General features: G+C 65.9%; 17 protein-coding genes. 15 read left to right on the top strand and 2 right to left on the bottom strand.

Features of this window, described 5'->3' with window-relative positions:
• Positions 1 to 17 precede the first annotated feature (17 nt).
• Genes IT549_RS01985 through IT549_RS01975 form a run of 3 tightly spaced genes read left to right on the top strand, consistent with a single transcriptional unit; the run spans position 18 to position 3,514 of the window.
• Positions 18 to 2,048: a flagellar biosynthesis protein FlhA gene (locus IT549_RS01985; RefSeq protein WP_292969706.1), complete on the top strand. Its 2,031-nt coding sequence runs from the start codon at positions 18 to 20 to the stop codon at positions 2,046 to 2,048.
• Positions 2,045 to 2,776: a sigma-70 family RNA polymerase sigma factor gene (locus IT549_RS01980; protein WP_292969587.1), complete on the top strand. Its 732-nt coding sequence runs from the start codon at positions 2,045 to 2,047 to the stop codon at positions 2,774 to 2,776. Before IT549_RS01985 ends, IT549_RS01980 begins: the two co-directional genes overlap by 4 nt.
• A gap of 39 nt (positions 2,777 to 2,815) precedes the next feature.
• Positions 2,816 to 3,514 carry a Crp/Fnr family transcriptional regulator gene (locus IT549_RS01975; RefSeq protein WP_292969585.1) on the top strand — a complete coding sequence of 233 codons (699 nt, stop codon included), beginning with the start codon at positions 2,816 to 2,818 and terminating at the stop codon, positions 3,512 to 3,514.
• A 122-nt stretch (positions 3,515 to 3,636) separates the two neighbouring features.
• Here IT549_RS01975 and IT549_RS01970 read toward each other — a convergent pair whose 3' ends face one another.
• Positions 3,637 to 4,305 (bottom strand): OmpW family outer membrane protein, encoded by a 669-nt coding sequence (locus IT549_RS01970; RefSeq protein WP_292969584.1) that lies wholly within the window; start codon positions 4,303 to 4,305, stop codon positions 3,637 to 3,639.
• Between the two features lie 255 nt (positions 4,306 to 4,560).
• Here IT549_RS01970 and ccoN point away from each other — a divergent pair, with 255 nt between their 5' ends.
• From ccoN to IT549_RS01910, 12 genes are all read left to right on the top strand, one after another.
• On the top strand, positions 4,561 to 6,216 hold the full coding sequence (ccoN, locus tag IT549_RS01965) for a cytochrome-c oxidase, cbb3-type subunit I (RefSeq protein WP_292969582.1): 1,656 nt from the start codon (positions 4,561 to 4,563) through the stop codon (positions 6,214 to 6,216).
• A gap of 13 nt (positions 6,217 to 6,229) precedes the next feature.
• Positions 6,230 to 6,994, top strand: coding sequence for a cytochrome-c oxidase, cbb3-type subunit II (ccoO, locus tag IT549_RS01960; protein ID WP_292969580.1), 765 nt, complete (start codon positions 6,230 to 6,232; stop codon positions 6,992 to 6,994).
• A complete protein-coding gene (locus IT549_RS01955; RefSeq protein ID WP_292969579.1) occupies positions 6,991 to 7,164 on the top strand; it encodes a cbb3-type cytochrome c oxidase subunit 3 in 174 nt (57 codons plus the stop codon). Before ccoO ends, IT549_RS01955 begins: the two co-directional genes overlap by 4 nt.
• Entirely contained in the window at positions 7,154 to 8,089 is a 936-nt protein-coding gene (gene ccoP / locus IT549_RS01950; protein ID WP_292969578.1) for a cytochrome-c oxidase, cbb3-type subunit III, read from the top strand. Before IT549_RS01955 ends, ccoP begins: the two co-directional genes overlap by 11 nt.
• Positions 8,076 to 9,542, top strand: a complete 1,467-nt coding sequence (gene ccoG / locus IT549_RS01945) for a cytochrome c oxidase accessory protein CcoG (RefSeq protein ID WP_292969576.1) — start codon at positions 8,076 to 8,078, stop codon at positions 9,540 to 9,542. The genes ccoP and ccoG overlap by 14 nt, the downstream gene beginning before the upstream one ends.
• Positions 9,539 to 10,003: a FixH family protein gene (locus tag IT549_RS01940; protein WP_292969575.1), complete on the top strand. Its 465-nt coding sequence runs from the start codon at positions 9,539 to 9,541 to the stop codon at positions 10,001 to 10,003. Before ccoG ends, IT549_RS01940 begins: the two co-directional genes overlap by 4 nt.
• Positions 10,004 to 10,050: 47 nt before the next feature.
• Positions 10,051 to 12,123 (top strand): heavy metal translocating P-type ATPase, encoded by a 2,073-nt coding sequence (locus tag IT549_RS01935; RefSeq protein WP_292969705.1) that lies wholly within the window; start codon positions 10,051 to 10,053, stop codon positions 12,121 to 12,123.
• On the top strand, positions 12,120 to 12,272 hold the full coding sequence (ccoS, locus tag IT549_RS01930) for a cbb3-type cytochrome oxidase assembly protein CcoS (protein WP_292969574.1): 153 nt from the start codon (positions 12,120 to 12,122) through the stop codon (positions 12,270 to 12,272). Before IT549_RS01935 ends, ccoS begins: the two co-directional genes overlap by 4 nt.
• Positions 12,269 to 12,511 carry a hypothetical protein gene (locus IT549_RS01925; protein WP_292969573.1) on the top strand — a complete coding sequence of 81 codons (243 nt, stop codon included), beginning with the start codon at positions 12,269 to 12,271 and terminating at the stop codon, positions 12,509 to 12,511. The genes ccoS and IT549_RS01925 overlap by 4 nt, the downstream gene beginning before the upstream one ends.
• 32 nt (positions 12,512 to 12,543) lie before the next feature.
• Complete coding sequence (hemN, locus tag IT549_RS01920) at positions 12,544 to 13,857, top strand: oxygen-independent coproporphyrinogen III oxidase (protein ID WP_292969572.1); 1,314 nt, start codon at positions 12,544 to 12,546, stop codon at positions 13,855 to 13,857.
• 397 nt (positions 13,858 to 14,254) lie between these two features.
• On the top strand, positions 14,255 to 15,013 hold the full coding sequence (locus tag IT549_RS01915) for an SDR family oxidoreductase (protein ID WP_365776002.1): 759 nt from the start codon (positions 14,255 to 14,257) through the stop codon (positions 15,011 to 15,013).
• On the top strand, positions 15,013 to 16,530 hold the full coding sequence (locus IT549_RS01910) for an acetyl-CoA acetyltransferase (RefSeq protein WP_292969571.1): 1,518 nt from the start codon (positions 15,013 to 15,015) through the stop codon (positions 16,528 to 16,530). Before IT549_RS01915 ends, IT549_RS01910 begins: the two co-directional genes overlap by 1 nt.
• On the opposite strand, the gene IT549_RS01905 is transcribed toward IT549_RS01910, so the two are convergent.
• Positions 16,508 to 18,550, bottom strand: coding sequence for a protein-disulfide reductase DsbD domain-containing protein (locus tag IT549_RS01905; protein ID WP_292969570.1), 2,043 nt, complete (start codon positions 18,548 to 18,550; stop codon positions 16,508 to 16,510). The genes IT549_RS01910 and IT549_RS01905 overlap by 23 nt on opposite strands.
• Positions 18,551 to 18,570: the final 20 nt, after the last annotated feature.

Raw genomic sequence — 18,570 nt, 5'->3', positions numbered from 1 at the left:
TGACGCTGATCTGCCTGATGGTGGTGCCGACCCCGGCGGTGCTGCTCGACCTGTTCTTCGTGCTCAACATCGCGCTGTCGGTGGCGATCCTGATGGCGGCGATGAATGCCGAAAAGCCGCTCGACTTCAGCGCGTTCCCGTCAGTCCTGCTGTTCGCAACGCTGCTGCGGCTGGCGCTCAACGTCGCCTCGACCCGCGTGGTGCTGGTCAACGGCCATGAAGGCGGGGCGGCGGCCGGGCACGTGATCGAGGCCTTCGGTGCCTTCCTCGTCGGCGGCAATTTCGCGGTCGGGCTGTTTGTTTTCATGATCCTGATGATCATCAACATGGTGGTCATCACCAAGGGCGCGGGGCGCGTTTCGGAAGTATCGGCGCGCTTCACGCTTGATGCCTTGCCGGGCAAGCAGATGGCGATCGATGCCGATCTGGCCGCCGGGCTGCTCACCGCCGACGAAGCCAAGGCGCGCCGCCGCGAAGTGGCGACCGAGGCCGATTTCTACGGCTCGATGGACGGTGCCAGCAAGTTCGTGAAGGGTGATGCGATCGCCGCGCTGCTGATCCTGGCAGTCAACATCGTTGCCGGCTTCGCGCTGGGGATGATCAGCCACGGCCTGACAGCGGGCGAAGCGGCCGAGAACTACATTACCCTCGCGGTCGGCGATGCGCTGGTGGCGCAGGTGCCCGCGCTGCTGCTGTCGATCGCGGCGGCGGTGATCGTCACCCGCGTATCCGACAGCCGCGATCTGGCCGGGCAGATCGGCGGGCAGCTCGCCAATCCCGGCACCTGGCTGCCGGTGGCGGTGATCCTGGGCGCGATCGGGATGATCCCGGCGATGCCGCAGACAGTGTTCCTGCCCGCTGCCGCGCTGGCCGGGTGGCTGTGGCACGCGCTGGCCAAACGCGCCGCGCGGCCCGCCCCGGTGGCCGCCACCGAGCCGCCGGCCGAGCCGGGCCGGATCCTGCTGGAGGAAGTGTCCGATCACACCCTGGTGACGATCGAGCTGGGCTATGGTCTGGTTCATCTGGTCGACGACCGACGCGGATCGCCGCTGGTGGCGCGGATCACCGGGGTGCGCAAGCAGCTCAGCCAGCTGTTCGGCTTCATCGTTCCGCAATTCCGGGTTCGCGACAGCCTTGACCTGCCGCCGGGCGACTATCGCATCACGCTGGGCGGGGTTCCGCTGGGTGGCGGCTCGGTGCGTCCGGAGCGGATCCTGGCGATCGATGCCGGCGACGTTCGTCCCGGCGTGCAGCTGCCGGGCGAGGAGACCCGCGATCCCAGCTTTGGCTGCCCGGCGGTGTGGATCGATCCGGCGCAGCGCGATCTGGCGATCGCCGAGGGTTACCTGACCGTGGATGCCAGCACCGTGATCGCCACCCAGCTCAACCAGCTGCTGGGTGACCGCCCGCAGGCGCTGTTCGGGCCGGATGAGCTCAAGGCGATTCTTGATGCGGTCAAGGACCATGCTGCCGGACTGGTCGAGGCGGTGCATCCCGCGCCGCTGTCGCTCGCCGCGCTGACCCGGCTGTTTCGCGCGCTGCTGGAAGACGGGCTGCCGATCGGCCACCCGCTGCCGATCCTGGCCGCGCTGGCGCAGGGCGTGCAGCAGACGCAGGAGCACGACCGGCTGGTCGATCTGGTCCGCGCCGAACTGGGCGGGATGATCGTCGGGCGGATCTGCGCGCCGGGCGAACGCCTGCCGGTGCTGACGCTCGACGCCCAGCTGGAGGCAGCGATCGTCCAGGGCCTGGCCGATCCGGCGACTGGCCAGCCGGTGATCGAGCCCGATCTGGCGCGCAGCATCGGCGATCATGTCGCCGCGCTGATTGCCGAGCGCGGCCCCGGTGCCGGCCCGCCCGCGCTGATCGTCCAGCCGCGCGCCCGCCGTGCACTGGCCGCGTTGCTGCGGCTGCGCGCACCGGCCTGCACCGTCCTGTCAATTGCCGAACTGCCCGCCGCCCAGCCGATCGAGGTGCTGGCCGTGATCGGTGCACCGGCGCTTCCGCAACCTTCACCCGAACCTGAAATCGAAAGTGTGCTGGCATGATCCACGATCAAAAGAGCTTTTCCGCCGCCGAGGCCTATCGCGGCGCCAGTGCCGAGCGGATCCGCCGCTTCGTGCCGATGGTCCGGCGGCTGGCCTGGCATGTCCATGGCGGCGGACGCCAGGGGATCGAGCTGGAAGACCTGATCCAGGCGGGGATGGTCGCGCTGACCGAAGCCGCCCAGAAACACGCCGGGCCGACCGAGGACGGCTTTGCCGCCTATGCCAAGCTGCGGGTGCGCGGGGCGATGGTTGACCTGATTCGCCGCCATGTGCCGCTGAGCCGCGGCGCTGTCGAACGCCGCCGCCAGTTGCGCGAGGCCGAGACTGCGCTGCGCGGCCAGCTGGGCCGCGATCCGCAGCCCCGCGAACTGGCAGAGGCGCTGGGCATTGGCGAAGCCGAACTGGAAGCGCTGCGCGGATCGAGCGAACCGCTGCGCTTCGAATCGATCGACCTGGCCTATTCCGATGCCGACATGGCCTTTGCCGATGAACGGCCCGACGGTTTTGCGATCCTGGCTGATACGGAACTGCGCGAAGCGGTGGCCGGGGCGATCGCGCTGCTGCCCGATCGGCTGCAACTGGTGATCCAGCTCTACTTCGTCGAAGAGTTGAATCTGGCCGAAATTGCCGAGGCGCTGCAGGTCTCGGTCCCCCGGGTGCACCAGCTCAAGGCCCAGGCGCTGGACAAGCTGCGCACCAGCCTTGCGGACATCGCCGACATCATCTGACTTGCACTTTGCGGCCCTCGCGGGCATTGCAGAGCCGAAATGATCGCCTGCGAAACCTGTGTTGTGCGCAATCGCGCCATTTGTTCGTCGCTTGATACCGATGAACTCAAAGCCTTGAACGCCATTGGCCGCCGCCGGGTGCTTGAACCCGGCGAGTCGCTGATGTGGGAAGGTGAGGATTCGGTCCTCGTCGCCAATGTCATCGATGGCGTGCTCAAACTGTCGACCGGGACCGAGGATGGGCGTGAGCAGATCGTCGGCGTGGTCTATCCCTCCGATTTCATCGGCCGCCCGTTCGGATCGACCAGCGGCCACGGCGTGACCGCGCTGACCGAGGCGCGGGTCTGCGTGTTCAGCCGCAAGGATTTCGACGCCTTCGCGCGCGAGCATCCCGGGCTTGAACACAAGCTGTTGCAGCGCACCCTGGCCGAACTCGATCGCACGCGCCGCTGGATGTTGTTGCTGGGCCGCAAGTCGGCCGGTGAAAAGCTGGCCAGCTTCCTGCTCGAAATGTCGGAACGGCTGGTCCAGCCTGGCTGCATCGATCAGCCCGATTCGGCGCTGCGGCGGTTCGCCCTGCCATTTTCGCGCCAGCAGGTGGCGGACGTGCTGGGCCTGACGATCGAAACGGTCAGCCGCCAGTTCACCAGACTCAAGGCCGATGGGCTGATCGACCTGCCTTCGCGCCGTGAGGTGGTGATCCTCGACCGCGAAGGATTGATGGCCGAAGCCGGTTGAGGCGCCGCGCCGCCTTCAACAGATACCAGGCACAAGAAAGGGCCGGCGATCGCCTGCGAAAGCAAATCGGCCGACCCTTCCCATCCCGCTCCTATAGAGGGGAAGCGGAAATCCGTTCCAGCTTAGAAGCGGAAATACATCCCGCCCGACAGCACCCACGGATCAAGCTTGTGCTTCGATTCCAGCACCAGCGTATTGCCGGCGTAGAACTTGGCAGTGGTGCCCATCCAGTACTTCTTGGCGTCAAGGCTGATGCCCATGCCATTGCCCATGCCGATATCGACACCGGCCTGCACGGCCACGCCGATGTTGCTCGACAGCTTGGCGCGGGTTGCACCCAGGCCAACGGCATCGACGTCCGGCTTCGAATCAAGCATGATGAACACCGACGGGCCGGCCCCGATGTAGGGCTTAACCGGGCCAAGCGGCATATGATACTTGAGCGTGAAGGTGGCCGGAACGATCAGCACGTCCTTGACCAGGTCGGTGCCAAGCAGCGCGCCGGCACCGCGCACCTTGTGCTTGGTCACGCAGCAGATCGTTTCGAGCGAGATGTTGTTGTTGAAGTAGTATTCAACGGCCACAGTCGGCACGACATTGTCGTTGGCGGCGGTCTGGCTGCCAACCGGCAGGCCGATCAGGTCGGTCTTGACCGTGTCGATCTTGCCATCGGGCAGAACGCCGGTGGCAAGCACCTTGATCTGGATCTTGCCTTCGTCCGAACCGGCCCAGGCCGGAGTGGCGAGCATGGTCGCGGCTGCAAGCGCCGCGGCGATCGTCAGCTTTTTCATCGTTCCCTCATCCTGCGCCGCAGCGGCCACCCTGTGCGGCCAAGGATTCTTGCGACGTCGCTGCGCCTTTGCGCCAATGCTGCAGGTGCAAACATTGATCCCGCGCAATTTTTCGCGGATTTCCGGGAATTTTCGTTGCGGTGCACGCAATTTGATCGCGGTCAATGCCGCGTTGCACTAGGCAGTTGAAATGCGAGTGTGACAGGTATATTAGCCGTTACTGATTTAGCCCGTGCATGAGGGGGGAACATACTCATGGAATCTTTGGTAACCCGCGCCGGCCTTTGGTTCGTCGCGCTTCTTTTTGCTATTTTCATGTACGTAAACGCGGTCGATGCCCCGTTTGCGATACACATGGGGGTCTTCGGACTCGCGGCACTTGCCGGGCTGGTGATCAGCCTGCGCAAGCCCGACTACAAGGCGCTTGCCACTGGCGGCGCGGCGCTGCCCGATCAGTCGCGTTATGACGACGACCTGATCCGGACCGGCGTGATCCTGGCCACCTTCTGGGGCTGCGTCGGGTTCTTGGTGGGGCTCTATATTGCGCTCCAGCTGGCCTTCCCGGCACTCAACCTGGGGCTGGAATGGACCACCTTCGGGCGCCTGCGGCCGCTGCACACCTCGGCGGTTATCTTTGCCTTCGGTGGCACCGCGCTGATCACGACCAGCTTCTATATTGTCCAGCGCACCTGCCGCGCCCGCCTGGCCCTGCCAGGTGTCGCCCGGTTTGTGTTCTGGGGCTATCAGCTGTTCATCGCGCTGGCTGCTACCGGCTATTTGCTGGGCGTCACCCAGAGCAAGGAATATGCCGAGCCTGAATGGTACGTCGATCTGTGGCTGACGCTGGTCTGGGTTGCCTACCTTGCGGTCTTTGTCGGCACGATCCTGAAGCGCAAGGAACCCCACATCTATGTGGCCAACTGGTTCTTCCTGAGCTTCATCCTGACCGTGGCAATGCTGCATCTGGTCAATAATGCTGTTGTTCCGGTGAGCTTGTTTGGTTCAAAGAGTTATCCGGTATGGGGTGGGGTCCAGGGTGCGCTGGTGCAGTGGTGGTACGGCCACAACGCGGTGGGCTTTTTCCTGACCGCCGGCTTCCTGGGGATGATGTATTACTTTGTCCCAAAGCAGGCCGAACGCCCGGTTTACAGCTATCGACTGTCGATTGTGCACTTTTGGGGGCTGATCTTCCTGTATATCTGGGCTGGTCCGCACCACCTGCACTATACCGCGCTGCCCGATTGGGCGCAGACCCTCGGCATGGTCTTCTCAATCATGCTGTGGATGCCCAGCTGGGGCGGGATGATCAACGGCCTGATGACGCTGAACGGCGCCTGGGACAAGGTTCGCACCGATCCGATCATCCGCATGATGGTGCTGTCGGTGGCCTTCTACGGCATGTCGACCTTCGAAGGGCCGATGATGTCGATCAAGTCGGTCAACTCGCTGTCGCACTACACCGACTGGACGATCGGCCACGTGCACTCCGGTGCGCTCGGCTGGAACGGGATGATCACCTTCTCGGCGATCTACTATCTCGCGCCGCGTCTGTGGGGTCGTGAGCGGATGTATTCGCTGCGGATGATCAACTGGCACTTCTGGCTCGCCACCCTGGGGATCGTGTTCTACGCTTCCGCGATGTGGGTCACCGGGATCATGGAAGGCCTGATGTGGCGGGAATATGGCTCTGACGGCTACCTGCTCTACAGCTTCGTTGAAACCGTTGCGGCCAAGTTCCCGATGTACCTGCTGCGTGCCTTTGGCGGGGTGCTCTACCTCTCCGGTGCGCTGATCATGGCCTTCAACGTGTGGCAGACCATCGCCGGCAAGCTCCGTCAGGAAGAGCCGCTGCGTCAGGCTGCCTATGACCCGAACGCCGACCGTCCGCTCGCTGCGGCGCCGGCTGAATAAGGGGGACCTTTCAATGACTGCAGAAACCACCAAGGTACCCTTTGCGGGCCACAAGAAGATCGAGAAGAACGTCGCTCTGCTTGGTGTTCTGGCTTTCGGTGCGGTGATCGTCGGCGGGATCGTGGAAATTGCTCCGCTGTTTTGGATCGACAACACGATCGAGAAGGTTGCGGGGGTTCGCCCCCACACCCCGCTCGAACAGGCCGGTCGCGACATCTACATCCGTGAAGGTTGCTATGTTTGCCACAGCCAGATGATCCGTCCGTTCCGGGACGAGGTCGAACGCTATGGCCACTACAGCCTTGCTGCGGAATCGATGTACGACCACCCGTTCCAGTGGGGCTCGAAGCGGACCGGGCCTGACCTGGCACGCGTCGGCCTGAAGTACTCGGACGAATGGCATGTCCAGCATCTCAAGAATCCGCAGGCCATGGTCGACGGTTCGGTGATGCCGCAATATGCCTTCCTGGCCGAACGCGATCTCAATGCCGGCGACATGTCTGCCGAACTCAAGACGCTCAATGTGGTCGGGGTGCCCTACACCCAGACCGACATCGACAAGGCCAACGACGACCTGAAGAACCAGGCCGATCCGATGGCCGATGCCACTGATCTGCAAAAGCGCTATCCCAAGGCGCAGGTGCGCGATTTCGACGGAAATCCCGATCGCCTGACCGAAATGGATGCGCTGGTTGCTTACCTGCAGGTCCTGGGCACCATGGTTGATGTCAACTCCGCCGCGGCGCAGGAAGACCTCGCCAAGGAGAAGGGGCGTTGAGCCCGCATTCGACCTACGAGACGCTGCGGCACTTTGCCGACAGCTGGGGGCTGGCCGGAATGGTCGTTGTCTTCGTGATCCTGGCGGCCTGGCCATTCCGGCCGGGCGCCAGGGAAGACAACGAAGCGGCCGCGAACATGATTTTCAAAGGTGACGACAATGGCGAATAAGCGCATTGACGAGCCGACCGGCATCGAAACCGTCGGTCACGAATGGGATGGCATCGAGGAACTGAACAACCCCTTGCCGCGCTGGTGGGTGACCACCTTCTGGCTCTGTGTGGTGTTCTCGATCGGCTACATGGTGGTCTATCCCGCGATCCCGCTGCTCAAGAGCGGCACCGAAGGGATGTGGGGCTGGTCCAGCCGTGGTCAGCTGGCCGCGGAAATGGACAAGGCAGCGACCGAGCGCAAGCCGGTGCTCGACGCGATCGCCGCCACTTCGCTTGACGCGATCCTGGCCGATCCCAAGATGCTTGACCAGGCCAAGGCCGGCGGCAAGGCCGCGTTCAAGCAGAACTGCGTGCAGTGTCACGGTGCGGGTGCGGCCGGCGGGATCGGCTATCCCAACCTCAAGGATGCCGACTGGCTGTGGGGTGGCAGCGCCCAGGATATCGAGTTCACGATCACTCACGGGATCCGCTCGCCTGGTGTCGATACCACGCGTACCAGCCTGATGCCCAGCTTCGGCAAGGACGGCGTGCTGCAGGGCGGCCAGATCGCTGACGTTACCAGCTATGTCCGCTCGCTTTCGGGCAAGGCGCCGAATGACGCGGCGGCCCAGCGCGGTGCAGCGGTCTTTGCCGCCAACTGCGTGGCCTGCCACGGCACCGACGGCAAGGGCCTGCGCCAGTTTGGCGCACCCAACCTGGCCGATGGCGTGTGGCTCTATGGCGGCAGCCAGGAACAGGTCTCGGCCAGCATTTCCAAGGCGCATGCCGGGGTGATGCCGGCCTGGGCGGGCAAGCTTGATGCGGTGACGATCAAGATGCTGGCAGTCTATGTCCACTCGCTGGGGGGCGGTGAGAAGTTCCAGGCAGCTGCGCCTGCAGCTGCTGCACCTCCTGCGGATGGTACCGGAAATGCTAAACCCTGATCAGAAGTCCGTATCTGCAAGTCTCTATGCGAAGCGCAAGGCCGTCTTCCCCAAAGCGGTAGACGGCCGCTTCCGCCGCTTCAAATGGCTGGTGATGGCGCTCACTCTGGGCGTCTATTACATCACGCCATGGCTGCGCTGGGACCGCGGACCCTATGCCCCGAACCAGGCGGTGCTGGTCGATCTGGCCCACCGCCGGTTCTACATGTTCGGGATCGAGATCTGGCCGCAGGAATTCTATTTCGTGGCCGGCCTGCTGATCATGGCCGGGATCGGCCTGTTCGTGATTACCAGCGCGGTGGGGCGCGCCTGGTGCGGCTATTCCTGCCCGCAGACGGTCTGGACCGACCTGTTCCAGCACGTTGACCGGCTGGTCGATGGCGATCGCAATGCCCAGCAGCGGCTGGAAAACGCCCCGTGGGGGGCGCAGAAGATCTTCAAGCGCGCCCTCAAGTGGTCGATCTACCTGGCGATCAGCTTCTGGACCGGCGGCGCCTGGATCATGTACTTTGCCGATGCGCCGACGCTGACGGTCGATTTCTGGACCGGCCAGGCCGATCCGGTGGCCTATGCCACCGTCGGCGTGCTGACCGCGACCACCTTCATCTTCGGCGGCTTCATGCGCGAACAGGTGTGCATCTACATGTGCCCCTGGCCGCGGATCCAGACCGCGATGCTCGATGAAAAGAGCCTGATCGTTACCTACAAGGACTGGCGCGGCGAGCCGCGCGGCAGTGCCAAGAAGAAGGAAAAGAACCCCGGCGGGATCGGCGACTGCGTCGATTGCAACCAGTGCGTCAATGTCTGCCCGACCGGCTATGACATCCGCAACGGGCCCGATATCGCCTGCATCACCTGCGCGCTGTGCATCGATGCCTGCGACAGCGTGATGACCCAGCTGGGTCGTCCGCGCGGCCTGATCGACTATGCCACGCTCGAAGACTGCAAGATCGAGCGTGAGGGCGGTGAACCGCGGCCGATCAGCAAGGCGCTGTTCCACACCCGCACGCTGATCTATGTCGGCGTCTGGGCGTCGATCGGCTTTGCCCTGCTGTTCGCACTGGGCGCCCGCAAGCACATCGACATCTCGGTGCAGAAGGACCGCAATCCGCCCTATACCACCGAACCCTCCGGCGAGGTGCGCAACGACTACACCGTCAAGCTGCTCAACATGGAAGGCCGTCCGCGGCCGATGCGGGTCAGCCTGGAAGGCCTGAAGGGCGGGCTGATGTGGACCGATGATATGCCGCGCGACAAGGCGGCCGCGATGATCGACGTTCAGGTACCGGCCGATCAGGTCGAACCGCTCAGAGTCTATGTCATCGCGCCGGGCACCACCGCGCCGCAGAAAATCCGCTTCAACCTGGTCGCGACCGACAAGGAAGGCGGCGGTGACATGAGCGAAGTGCGCTTCGATGCGCCTGAAGAAAACGCCGAGGGAGGCAACCAATGATCCGCGCACTGACCACCGGGCCGTTCACCGGCAAGCATATCGCGATCATCATCGTTGCCTTCTTCGCGGTGGTGATCGGGGTCAACCTGGTGATGGCGCGGGCCGCGATCCGCACCTTTGGCGGGGTGGTAGTCGATAACTCCTATGTCGCCAGCCAGCACTACAACCGCTGGCTGGAAGAAGCCAAACGCCAGAAAGCGCTGGGCTGGACCGCGAAAAGCAGCCGTCTGGCCGATGGCCGGGTGGCGATTACCATGGCCGGGGTGCCGGGCAGCGGTCTGACGCTGAGCGCGCTGGCCCGCCATCCGCTGGGCCAGATGCCCGATCAGGCGCTGACCTTCCAGCGCCAGGCCGACGGCAGCTTCGTTTCGAACCAGCCGCTGCCGATCGAACGCTGGAAGCTGCGGATCGAGGCGCAGCTGGGCAACCAGCGCTGGCGTGAGGAACAGGACTTCAAGTGACCGCCACCGCGCGCCTTCAGCCCGATGCTGCCCCGGTCACGACCGTGATGGTCGTGCCCGGCATGCATTGCGCGGGCTGCATGGCCAAGGTCGAACGCGCGCTTGCCGCGCTTGACGGAGTGGAGGAAGCCCGCGTCAACCTGACCGCGCGGCAAGTGCGGGTTGAGCACGATCCCGCGCTTGAGGTTCCGGCGCTGGTCGATGCGCTGAGCGCGGTCGGCTTTGCCAGCCAGCCGCGCGGCGAAGAGGTTGCGCCGCCGCCCTCGGCGGTCAAGCCGCTGCTGCCGGCGCTGGCGGTGGCGGGCTTTGCCTGCATGAACGTGATGCTGCTGTCGGTCAGCATCTGGTCGGGCGCCGAAGGGGCCACCAAGGAACTGTTCCACTGGCTGTCCGCCGCGATCGGTGTGCCGGCGATCATCTATTCGGGTATGCCGTTCTTCCGCTCGGCCTGGTCTGCGCTGAGCAAGCGCACCACCAACATGGATGTGCCGATCTCGATCGGGGTCACACTGGCGACCGCGCTGTCGCTCTATGAAACGATGAATCACGGGCAGGATGCCTGGTTCGATGGAACCCTGATGCTGCTGCTGTTTCTGCTCGCCGGGCGCGCGCTCGACGCGGCGATGCGTGATCGCGCGCGCGCCGGTGTCGATGCGCTGCTGCGCCAGGCAGCTCCGGGGGCGATGGTCGTGGCGAAGGAAGGGGGACTGCAATGGCTTCCTTCGACTGATCTCGTCCCCGGCATGGTCATGCGTGTCGCCGCCGGTGAACGGCTCGCCGCCGATGGCGAGGTCGTGAGCGGCGCAAGCCGGTTCGATCAGTCGCTGCTGACCGGCGAAAGCGCGCCGATTGCCGCTGCCAGTGGCGATCCGGTGCTGGCCGGGACGCTCAACCTTGAAAACCCGGTCGATGTCCGCGTGACGGCGGCCGGTTCGGGCACCACGCTGGCTGAAATCGCGCGGCTGATGGAGGCATCTGGCCAGGTCCGTTCGGCCTATGTGCGGATCGCCGATCGCGCTTCGCGGCTCTATGCTCCGGCGGTCCATTCGCTTGCCGCGCTGACCTTCGCGGGCTGGATGCTGGCCGGGGCCGGGGTTTACCAGTCGCTGGTCTATGCCATCGCGGTGCTGATCATCACCTGCCCCTGCGCCTTGGGGCTGGCGGTGCCGGTGGCGCAGGTTGTGGCCTGTTCGGCACTGATGAAGCGCGGAGTCATGGTCAAGGATGGCGCCGCGCTTGAACGGATCGCCGATATTGATCGCGCGCTGCTCGACAAGACCGGGACGCTCACGCTGGGCCGCCCGCTGCCCGATCCGGTCACGCTTGATGCGCTGCCCGCCGATGCCGCCGCCGTGGCGCTGGGGCTGGCCTCGCACAGCCGCCACCCGCTGTCGCGCGCACTGGTCGAGGCGCTGGCTGCCCGCGGGATCAAGCCGGCCGAATTGACCGAAGTGGGTGAGGAAGCGGGGCAGGGCCTGTCCGCGCTGTGGCAGGGCCGCAAGGTTGCACTGCGCCGCCCCGACAGCGCCAGCGGGATCGCCACCACGCTCGATATCGAAGGCCAGCCGGTCTGGCTGATCCCCTTTGCCGATCGCCTGCGCCCCGATGCCGCAGCCGCGCTCGACAAGCTGCGCCGCCTCGGCATCGAACCTTCAATCCTGTCGGGTGACAATCCTGGCGCGGTGGCCGAGGTTGCGCGCGAAACCGGGCTGACCGGGCAAGGCAATGCCTCGCCGCAGGACAAGCAGGAAGCGATCGCGCGGCTGCAGGGTGCCGGGCACAAGGTGCTGATGGCGGGCGACGGGCTGAACGATGGCCCCGCGCTGGCCGCCGCCAATGCCTCGATCGCGCCGGGCACAGCCAGCGATGTCGGGCGGCAGGCGGCGGATCTGGTGTTCCTGGGCGATTCGCTGGAAGCATTGCCGCTGGCGGTGCGCACCGCGCGCTCCACGATGCGGGTGGTGAAGCAGAATTTCGTGATGGCGATCGGCTATAACCTGCTGGCAGTGCCGCTGGCGATGGCCGGCCTGGTGACCCCGCTGATCGCGGCGGTGGCGATGTCGACCAGCTCGCTGCTGGTGATCGGCAATTCGCTGCGGCTGGCCGGAGTGGGCAGATGACCGGGCTGGCGGTGCTGATCCCGGTCGCGCTGGGCCTGGGCCTGCTGGGGCTGGTGGCCTTCTTCTGGGCGCTGAAACGCGGTCAGTTTGAAGATCTTGACGGCGCGGCGGCACGGATCCTGATCGATGAAGAGGATGAGGTGGAATGAGGCGGCGCGCACTGTTCGGCCTGATCGCGCTCGTTCCCGCCGCGCTCAACGTGGCCGCTCCGGCTGCGGCCGGCGGGCTGATGATGCCGCTGTGCACCGGGGATGGCCAGGTGCGGATGGTTGAGGTTCCGGGGCAACCGCCAGCCCCCCAAGGCGGCGAAAATGGCTGCTGCGCCAAGGGGTGCCATTCGGGTTCCAGCCGGAAACGGATGCAGAAGGATTTTGAGCCATCGCAATGATTGGCTTGGCCGGAATCGTTTAACCAGCCAGCATGTGGAAGTATTATCCCGAACTGCTCGAAACGCCGGTCCCGCGCTACACCAGCTTTCCGACCGCTGCCGAATTCAAGGGCGATGTCGGCGCGGCCGATGCCGATGCCGCGCTGCGCAAGGCCAGCGGCGATGTGTCGCTCTATCTCCACATCCCGTTCTGCGAGAAGATCTGCTGGTACTGCGGCTGCAACACCGGCGCCGCGAACAAGACCCAGCGGCTGTCGAACTACCTCGATTCGCTGCACCGGGAGATTGCGATCACCGGGGTCCGGCTGGGCCACGCCGCCGGGGTGCGCCGCGTCGCTTTTGGCGGGGGCAGTCCCAATGCGATCAGCCCGATCGATTTCCTGCGGCTGCTCGATGCGCTCACGCTGCACATGCCGCTCGAAAACCCGGAATATTCGATCGAGCTTGATCCGCGCACCCTGACGCCCGACTGGGGGCAGGTGCTGGGCGCGGTCGGGGTGCGCTATGCCAGCCTGGGCGTGCAGACCTTCGATCCCGCATTGCAGGCCGCGATCGGGCGGGTCCAGCCCGATGAGTTGCTGGCCCGCGCGACCGACCTGCTGCGCACCCACGGCGTAACCTCGCTCAATTTCGATCTGATGTATGGCCTGCCGGGCCAGACGCTGGTCGAACTCGAAGCCACGCTGCTGCGCACGATCGAACTGGGCGCCGACCGGATCGCGCTGTTCGGCTATGCCCATGTCCCGCACATGCTGCCGCGCCAGCGGCGGATCGATGGCAGCAACCTGCCCGGCCAGGCCGAACGCTTTGCCATGGCCCAGTTCGGCTATCGCCTGCTGACCGAGGCCGGCTATGTGCCGGTGGGCTTCGACCATTTCGCCAAGCCCGGCGATCCGATGGCCAAGGCAGTCCGCAACGCCACGCTGCGGCGCAATTTCCAGGGCTTCACCGATGATCAGGCCGAAGTGCTGGTCGGGCTGGGCGCATCGGCAATCGGCTGTTTCCCCGATCTGCTGGTCCAGAACGAGAAGAACGCCGGACGCTATCGCATGCTGCTGTCGCAGGACATGCTGCCCGCCGCGCACGGGGTGCGGCGTTCGCGCGATGACCAGCGCCGCGGCGCGGTGATCGAGGCGCTGCTGTGCCATGGCACTGCCAGTCTCGATCCCGATCTGGCCAGCGAGGCGGCGGCCCGGCTGGCCCCGTTCATCGAACGCGGCATTGCCAGCCTGTCAGGTGACACGCTGACCATCGCGCCCGATGGCCTGCCCTATGCCCGCACCGTCGCGGCGCTGTTCGATCCCTATCGCCAGGATTCGGTTCGCCGGTTCAGTTCGGCGGTCTAGGCCTCACCAGACCCTCTCCATTTTCGGCGAATGCCGCAAATGGGGAGGTGGCAGCGGCGTCAGCCGCTGACGGAGGGGTGTCGGCATCAGCGTTCAAGGCCCCTCCGTCTCGTCCTGCGGACGATCCACCTCCGCATTTGCGCTGCGCGAAAATGGAGAGGGGCAGCCATCCCTGACTCGCCATTGCGGCACAAAAAAGAGAGCGGCCATCACGTGTTTGGCCGCTCCAGGTGGGGAGAACTGTGAATTTGGAATGGAGCCTGTCGGTTCCTTGCGGGCAGATTTGATCCGCCGCAGCAGGCTTTGCCTTGACCAATGTCAAACTTGCGCAATTTTGCTTGATCGTCTGGCCGCTCTCCGCTCTTGATCGGGAAAACGGCAATCAGGCGAGGGATCAGTGGACAGGCAGGCAATGACGGGGCGGATCGCCCTGATTACCGGTGCATCATCGGGCTTCGGCGCGCATTTCGCGCGGCTGTTCGTGCGCGAAGGCGCGAAAGTGGTGATCGGCGCGCGGCGGGTGGACCGGGTTGCGGCGCTGGCCGCAGAGCTCGGCGAAGCGGCGCTGCCGGTGGCGATCGACGTGACTGACGAAATTTCGATCATGGCCGCCTATGACGCGGCAGAGGCGAAGTGGGGCACGGTCGATACCGTGGTGGCCAACGCCGGGATCGCGACCGCCGGGCGCTCGATCGACCTGCCGCTGGCCGATGTGGCCAATGTCGTGAACACCAATTTCACCGGGGTCTATCTGACTGCGCGCGAAGGCGGGCGACGGATGATCGCGGCCGGGTTCAAGGCGCATGGGCGCGGGCGGGTGGTGCTGATCGGCTCGATCACTGCCCAGATGACCGGGCAGGGCGATGCCGCCTATGCCGCGACCAAGGCCGGGGTTGCCCACCTGGGTCGGCAGTTCGCGCGCGAATGGGTGCGCCAGGGGATCAACGTCAACACGATCGAGCCCGGCTATATCCGCACCGAGATCGATGGCGACTGGTTCGAGAGCGAGGGCGGCAAGGCCCAGATCGCGGCCTTCCACCGCAAGCGGATGTGTCCGATCGACGCGCTCGACGCGCCGTTGCTGCTGCTGGCTTCGGATGCCTCGGCGCATATCACCGGGTCGGTGCTGACCGTAGATGACGGGCAGGTGCTGTGATGACCGTAGCCGACAACACCCCCGTAATCATTGGGGTCAGGCAATATTCGGAACGCGTGGGCGAACCGGGCTATGCCGAGATGAGCCATATGGACCTGGCCGGCGCTGCGCTGCGCGCGGCCTTTGCCGATGCCCGGGCCAAGCGCAGTCTGGCGAAGAGTCTCGATACGATCGCCGCGATCCGCCAGTTCGAAATTTCGGCCACCCGCTACACCGCGCCGTTCGGCCATGCCAACAACACCCCGCGCGCGATTGCGCGGCGGGCCGGCGCCAATCCGGACCGGGCGATCCTCGAAGTGGTTGGCGGGCAGGGGCCGCAGCGGCTGGTCGGCGAACTGGCGGCCGAGATCGCCGCCGGGCGCAGCAAGCTGGCCGCGATCGTTGGCTCCGAAGCGATTTCGACCATGCGCGCGCTGCTGGCCCGGGGCGAGACCCGCGACTGGAGCGAGCGGCGGCGCGGCAGCCTGGAGGATCGCGGACCCGGTTATGACGGGGTGGTCGATATGACCTCGATCCGTCACGGCGTGGGTGCGCCGATCGGCGGCTATGCCCTGGCCGAGAATGTCCGGCGCGAACGGCTGGGGCTGAGCCTGGCCGACTATCGGCTGGAGATCGGCAAGCTGTTTGCCCCCTTCACCCGGGTTGCCGCCGCCAATCCGCACAGCGCCGCGCCGACCGAACGCAGCGCGGAAGAGCTTGCCACGCTGACCGATCGCAACCGGCTGGTCGCCGAACCCTATGGCCGGCTGGTGGTGTCGCGCGATCAGGTCAACCAGGGGGCTGCGGTGGTACTCGCAAGTGCCGGGGAGGCACGCCGTCTGGGGGTGCCGAGTGACCGCTGGGTCTATGTGCACGGGGTCGCCGACTGCGCCGAACCCTCGATGCTGACGCGCGAAAGCATCGAGAAGAGCCCGGCGGCAGTCGCGGCAATCTCAACCGCGCTTGAGCTTGCCGGGACGAGCTGGGAAAAGCTTTCCGCGACAGATCTTTATTCGTGCTTTGCAATCCCGGTTTTCAACTTGCTCGATGCCTTCGGGCTCGATCGCGACGATCCGCGCGGCTGGACGCTGACCGGCGGACTGCCGTTTTTCGGCGGAGCCGGGAACAATTACGTCGGCCACTCGATCGCCGAAGCCGTCCAGCGCTGCCGTGCCCAACCGGGCGACAAGGTGCTGGTCGGTGCGAACGGCGGGATCATGAGCAAATATGCCGCCGGGGTCTATTCGACAGAACCTGCGGACTGGTCGGCAAGCCGTTGGCAAAGCCTGGAAAAGATCAAGCCGCACTGGCGCGTGCTGGATGCCCATGATGGTGAGGCCGTGGCCGAAACCTTCACGATCCAGCCGGGCAAGACCGGCGAGACCGCCACGCTGGTGGCCCGGGTGGGAGATGCCCGGGTGCTCGCCAATTCGGCCGACCCGGCGATCTGCGCCGAGCTGCGCAAGGGCAAGGTCTTTGGCCGCCCGGTGCGGATCGAGGAAGGCGAACGCGGGGTCAACCGGTTCTGGTTTGTTTGACCAGATCGCCCAGCAATTGCGGGGTGAGGACCTGCGGCAATTGCTGCGCGGCGGAGCCCTTGGGCGGATACCACAGATAGAGCGGCACACCTGCCGCACCGTGAGCAGCGAGGAAGCGTGAAATGGCCGGATCGCGCCGGGTCCAGTCGCCGCGCAGGACAATCACCCCGGCACGCTTGAAGTTGTACAGCGTGTCAGCAGCTTCCAGCGCGACCTTCTCGTTGACCTTGCAGGTCAGGCACCAGTCGGCGGTGAAATAGACGAAGACCGGCTTGCCCGTCGCGCGCGCCTTGTCGAGCGCGGCCTGACTGAACGGTTGCGCGCCCAGCAGATCGGCCTCGGCCGCCAGGGGCTGGCGGACCATGCCCGGCATGCCCAGCGCAAAGGCCAGCGCCATAACCCCCAGCGCCGCCCAGACCGGCGCACCCGCCGCAAGTCCGTGACGCTGGCGCCGCCCGGTGATCACCAGCACGGCGATCAGGATCAAGGCGAACAGGCCGGCAGCGAGCGCGAAGCCGTTGCCGGCGACCCGGCTGGCCAGCCACAGCAGCGCGAGCGCGGTCAGTGCCATCGGCACGGCCATCGCCTTGCGGAACCGGTCCATCCAGGCGCCGGGCCGGGGCAGCATGCGGCGGAGCGCCGGCACGAAGGCCAGCGCGAGGAATGGCAGCGCCAGTCCCAGCCCCAGCATGCCAAACAGCGCCAGCGCCGGAGCGACCGGCAACAGCAGCGCCGCGCCCATCGCCGCGGCCATGAACGGGCCGGTGCAAGGGGTGGCAACGAAGGCGGCAAGCAACCCGGTCGCGAAGGCGCCCTGCGGTGATCCTTCGCTGGCAAAGCCGGGCACGGCAAATTCGAACAGGCCGAGCAGGTTGGCGGTGATCGCGGTGGCGAGCAGCAGCAATCCCGCCACCACCAGCGGCTCCTGCAACTGGAATGCCCAGCCGACCTGTTCGCCGCCAGCGCGCAGCGCCAGCAGCAGGCCGCCCAGCGCCAGGCAGGCCAGCACCACCCCTGCGGTATAGGCCAGCCCTTCGGCGCGGGCCTGGGCCTCGCTCTCACCGGCGCGGGCCAGGCTCAGTGCCTTGAGGCTGAGGATCGGGAAGACGCAGGGCATCACGTTGAGCAGCAGCCCGCCAAGCAGCGCAGACAGCAGCAGCCAGGGCAGGCCGGCGGCTTCGGTGCCAGCGGCCAGCGGCGTCCCGCCTGTCGGAACTTCGCCCGGTGCGGCCTCCAGGCTCACCCCATCGCCCGCCTGGTTGAGGCGCAGCACGGCATGGAGCGCGCCGGGCGTCACCGGTTCGAACTTGCCGCGCGGCAGTTCCACCACCAGCCGGTCGCCATCGCGGAAGAAGGCCTGCGGGGCGGCGTAATCGACCACGCGGTCGTCGGCGACGAACAGGTGCGGGCGCTCCAGCGCGACCCCGGCGGGCAGTGGCACCGCGACACGCACCTTGCCGCCGACGATCGCGAAAGTGGCCGGGCTGCCCAGCGGCGCGGGCAGGGCGGCGCGCCACTGGTCGAAGCGGGGATCGCCCCTGCCCGGTGGACGCAGCTTGACTACTGCGGACAGTTCGCCGCGTTCGGGCACGCAGATCTTGTCGGTGCAGGCCAGCCACTGCGCCTTGGCCCGGACCGTGAAACTGGAACCCGCTGGCAGGGTGGCAGGTACTTTCAGCGGCACCAGCACGGCATAGTCATGCTCGTAAACATGGTTCATCAGGCCCGAGATCAGCAGCGTTTCGGGCGTCGGATAACGCAGCGCCCCGGTGCTGGCCCCGGCCGGCAGGGTCCAGTCGATCGTCAGGCCCAGCCCGGCATCGCCCGGGTTCTGCCAATAGCCATGCCAGCCGGCCTCGGGCTTCATCAGCACCGCCAGCGTCACCTCACCGCCGGGCGCCACGGGACCTTCGACCACCAGTTCGGCCTTGATATGGCTGGGCGCGGCCAGCGCCGGTGCGGCCAGCAGCATGGCCAGCATCTGCAACACAACGGCAATGATCGGGCGATAGCGCCGCATCGGGCAGGTCCTTCGCAATT

Source organism: Novosphingobium sp. (assembly GCF_020852455.1).
GTDB lineage: Bacteria > Pseudomonadota > Alphaproteobacteria > Sphingomonadales > Sphingomonadaceae > Novosphingobium.
Note: the sequence above shows the minus strand (reverse complement) of the source record. Positions and strands in the feature narration are given on the sequence as shown.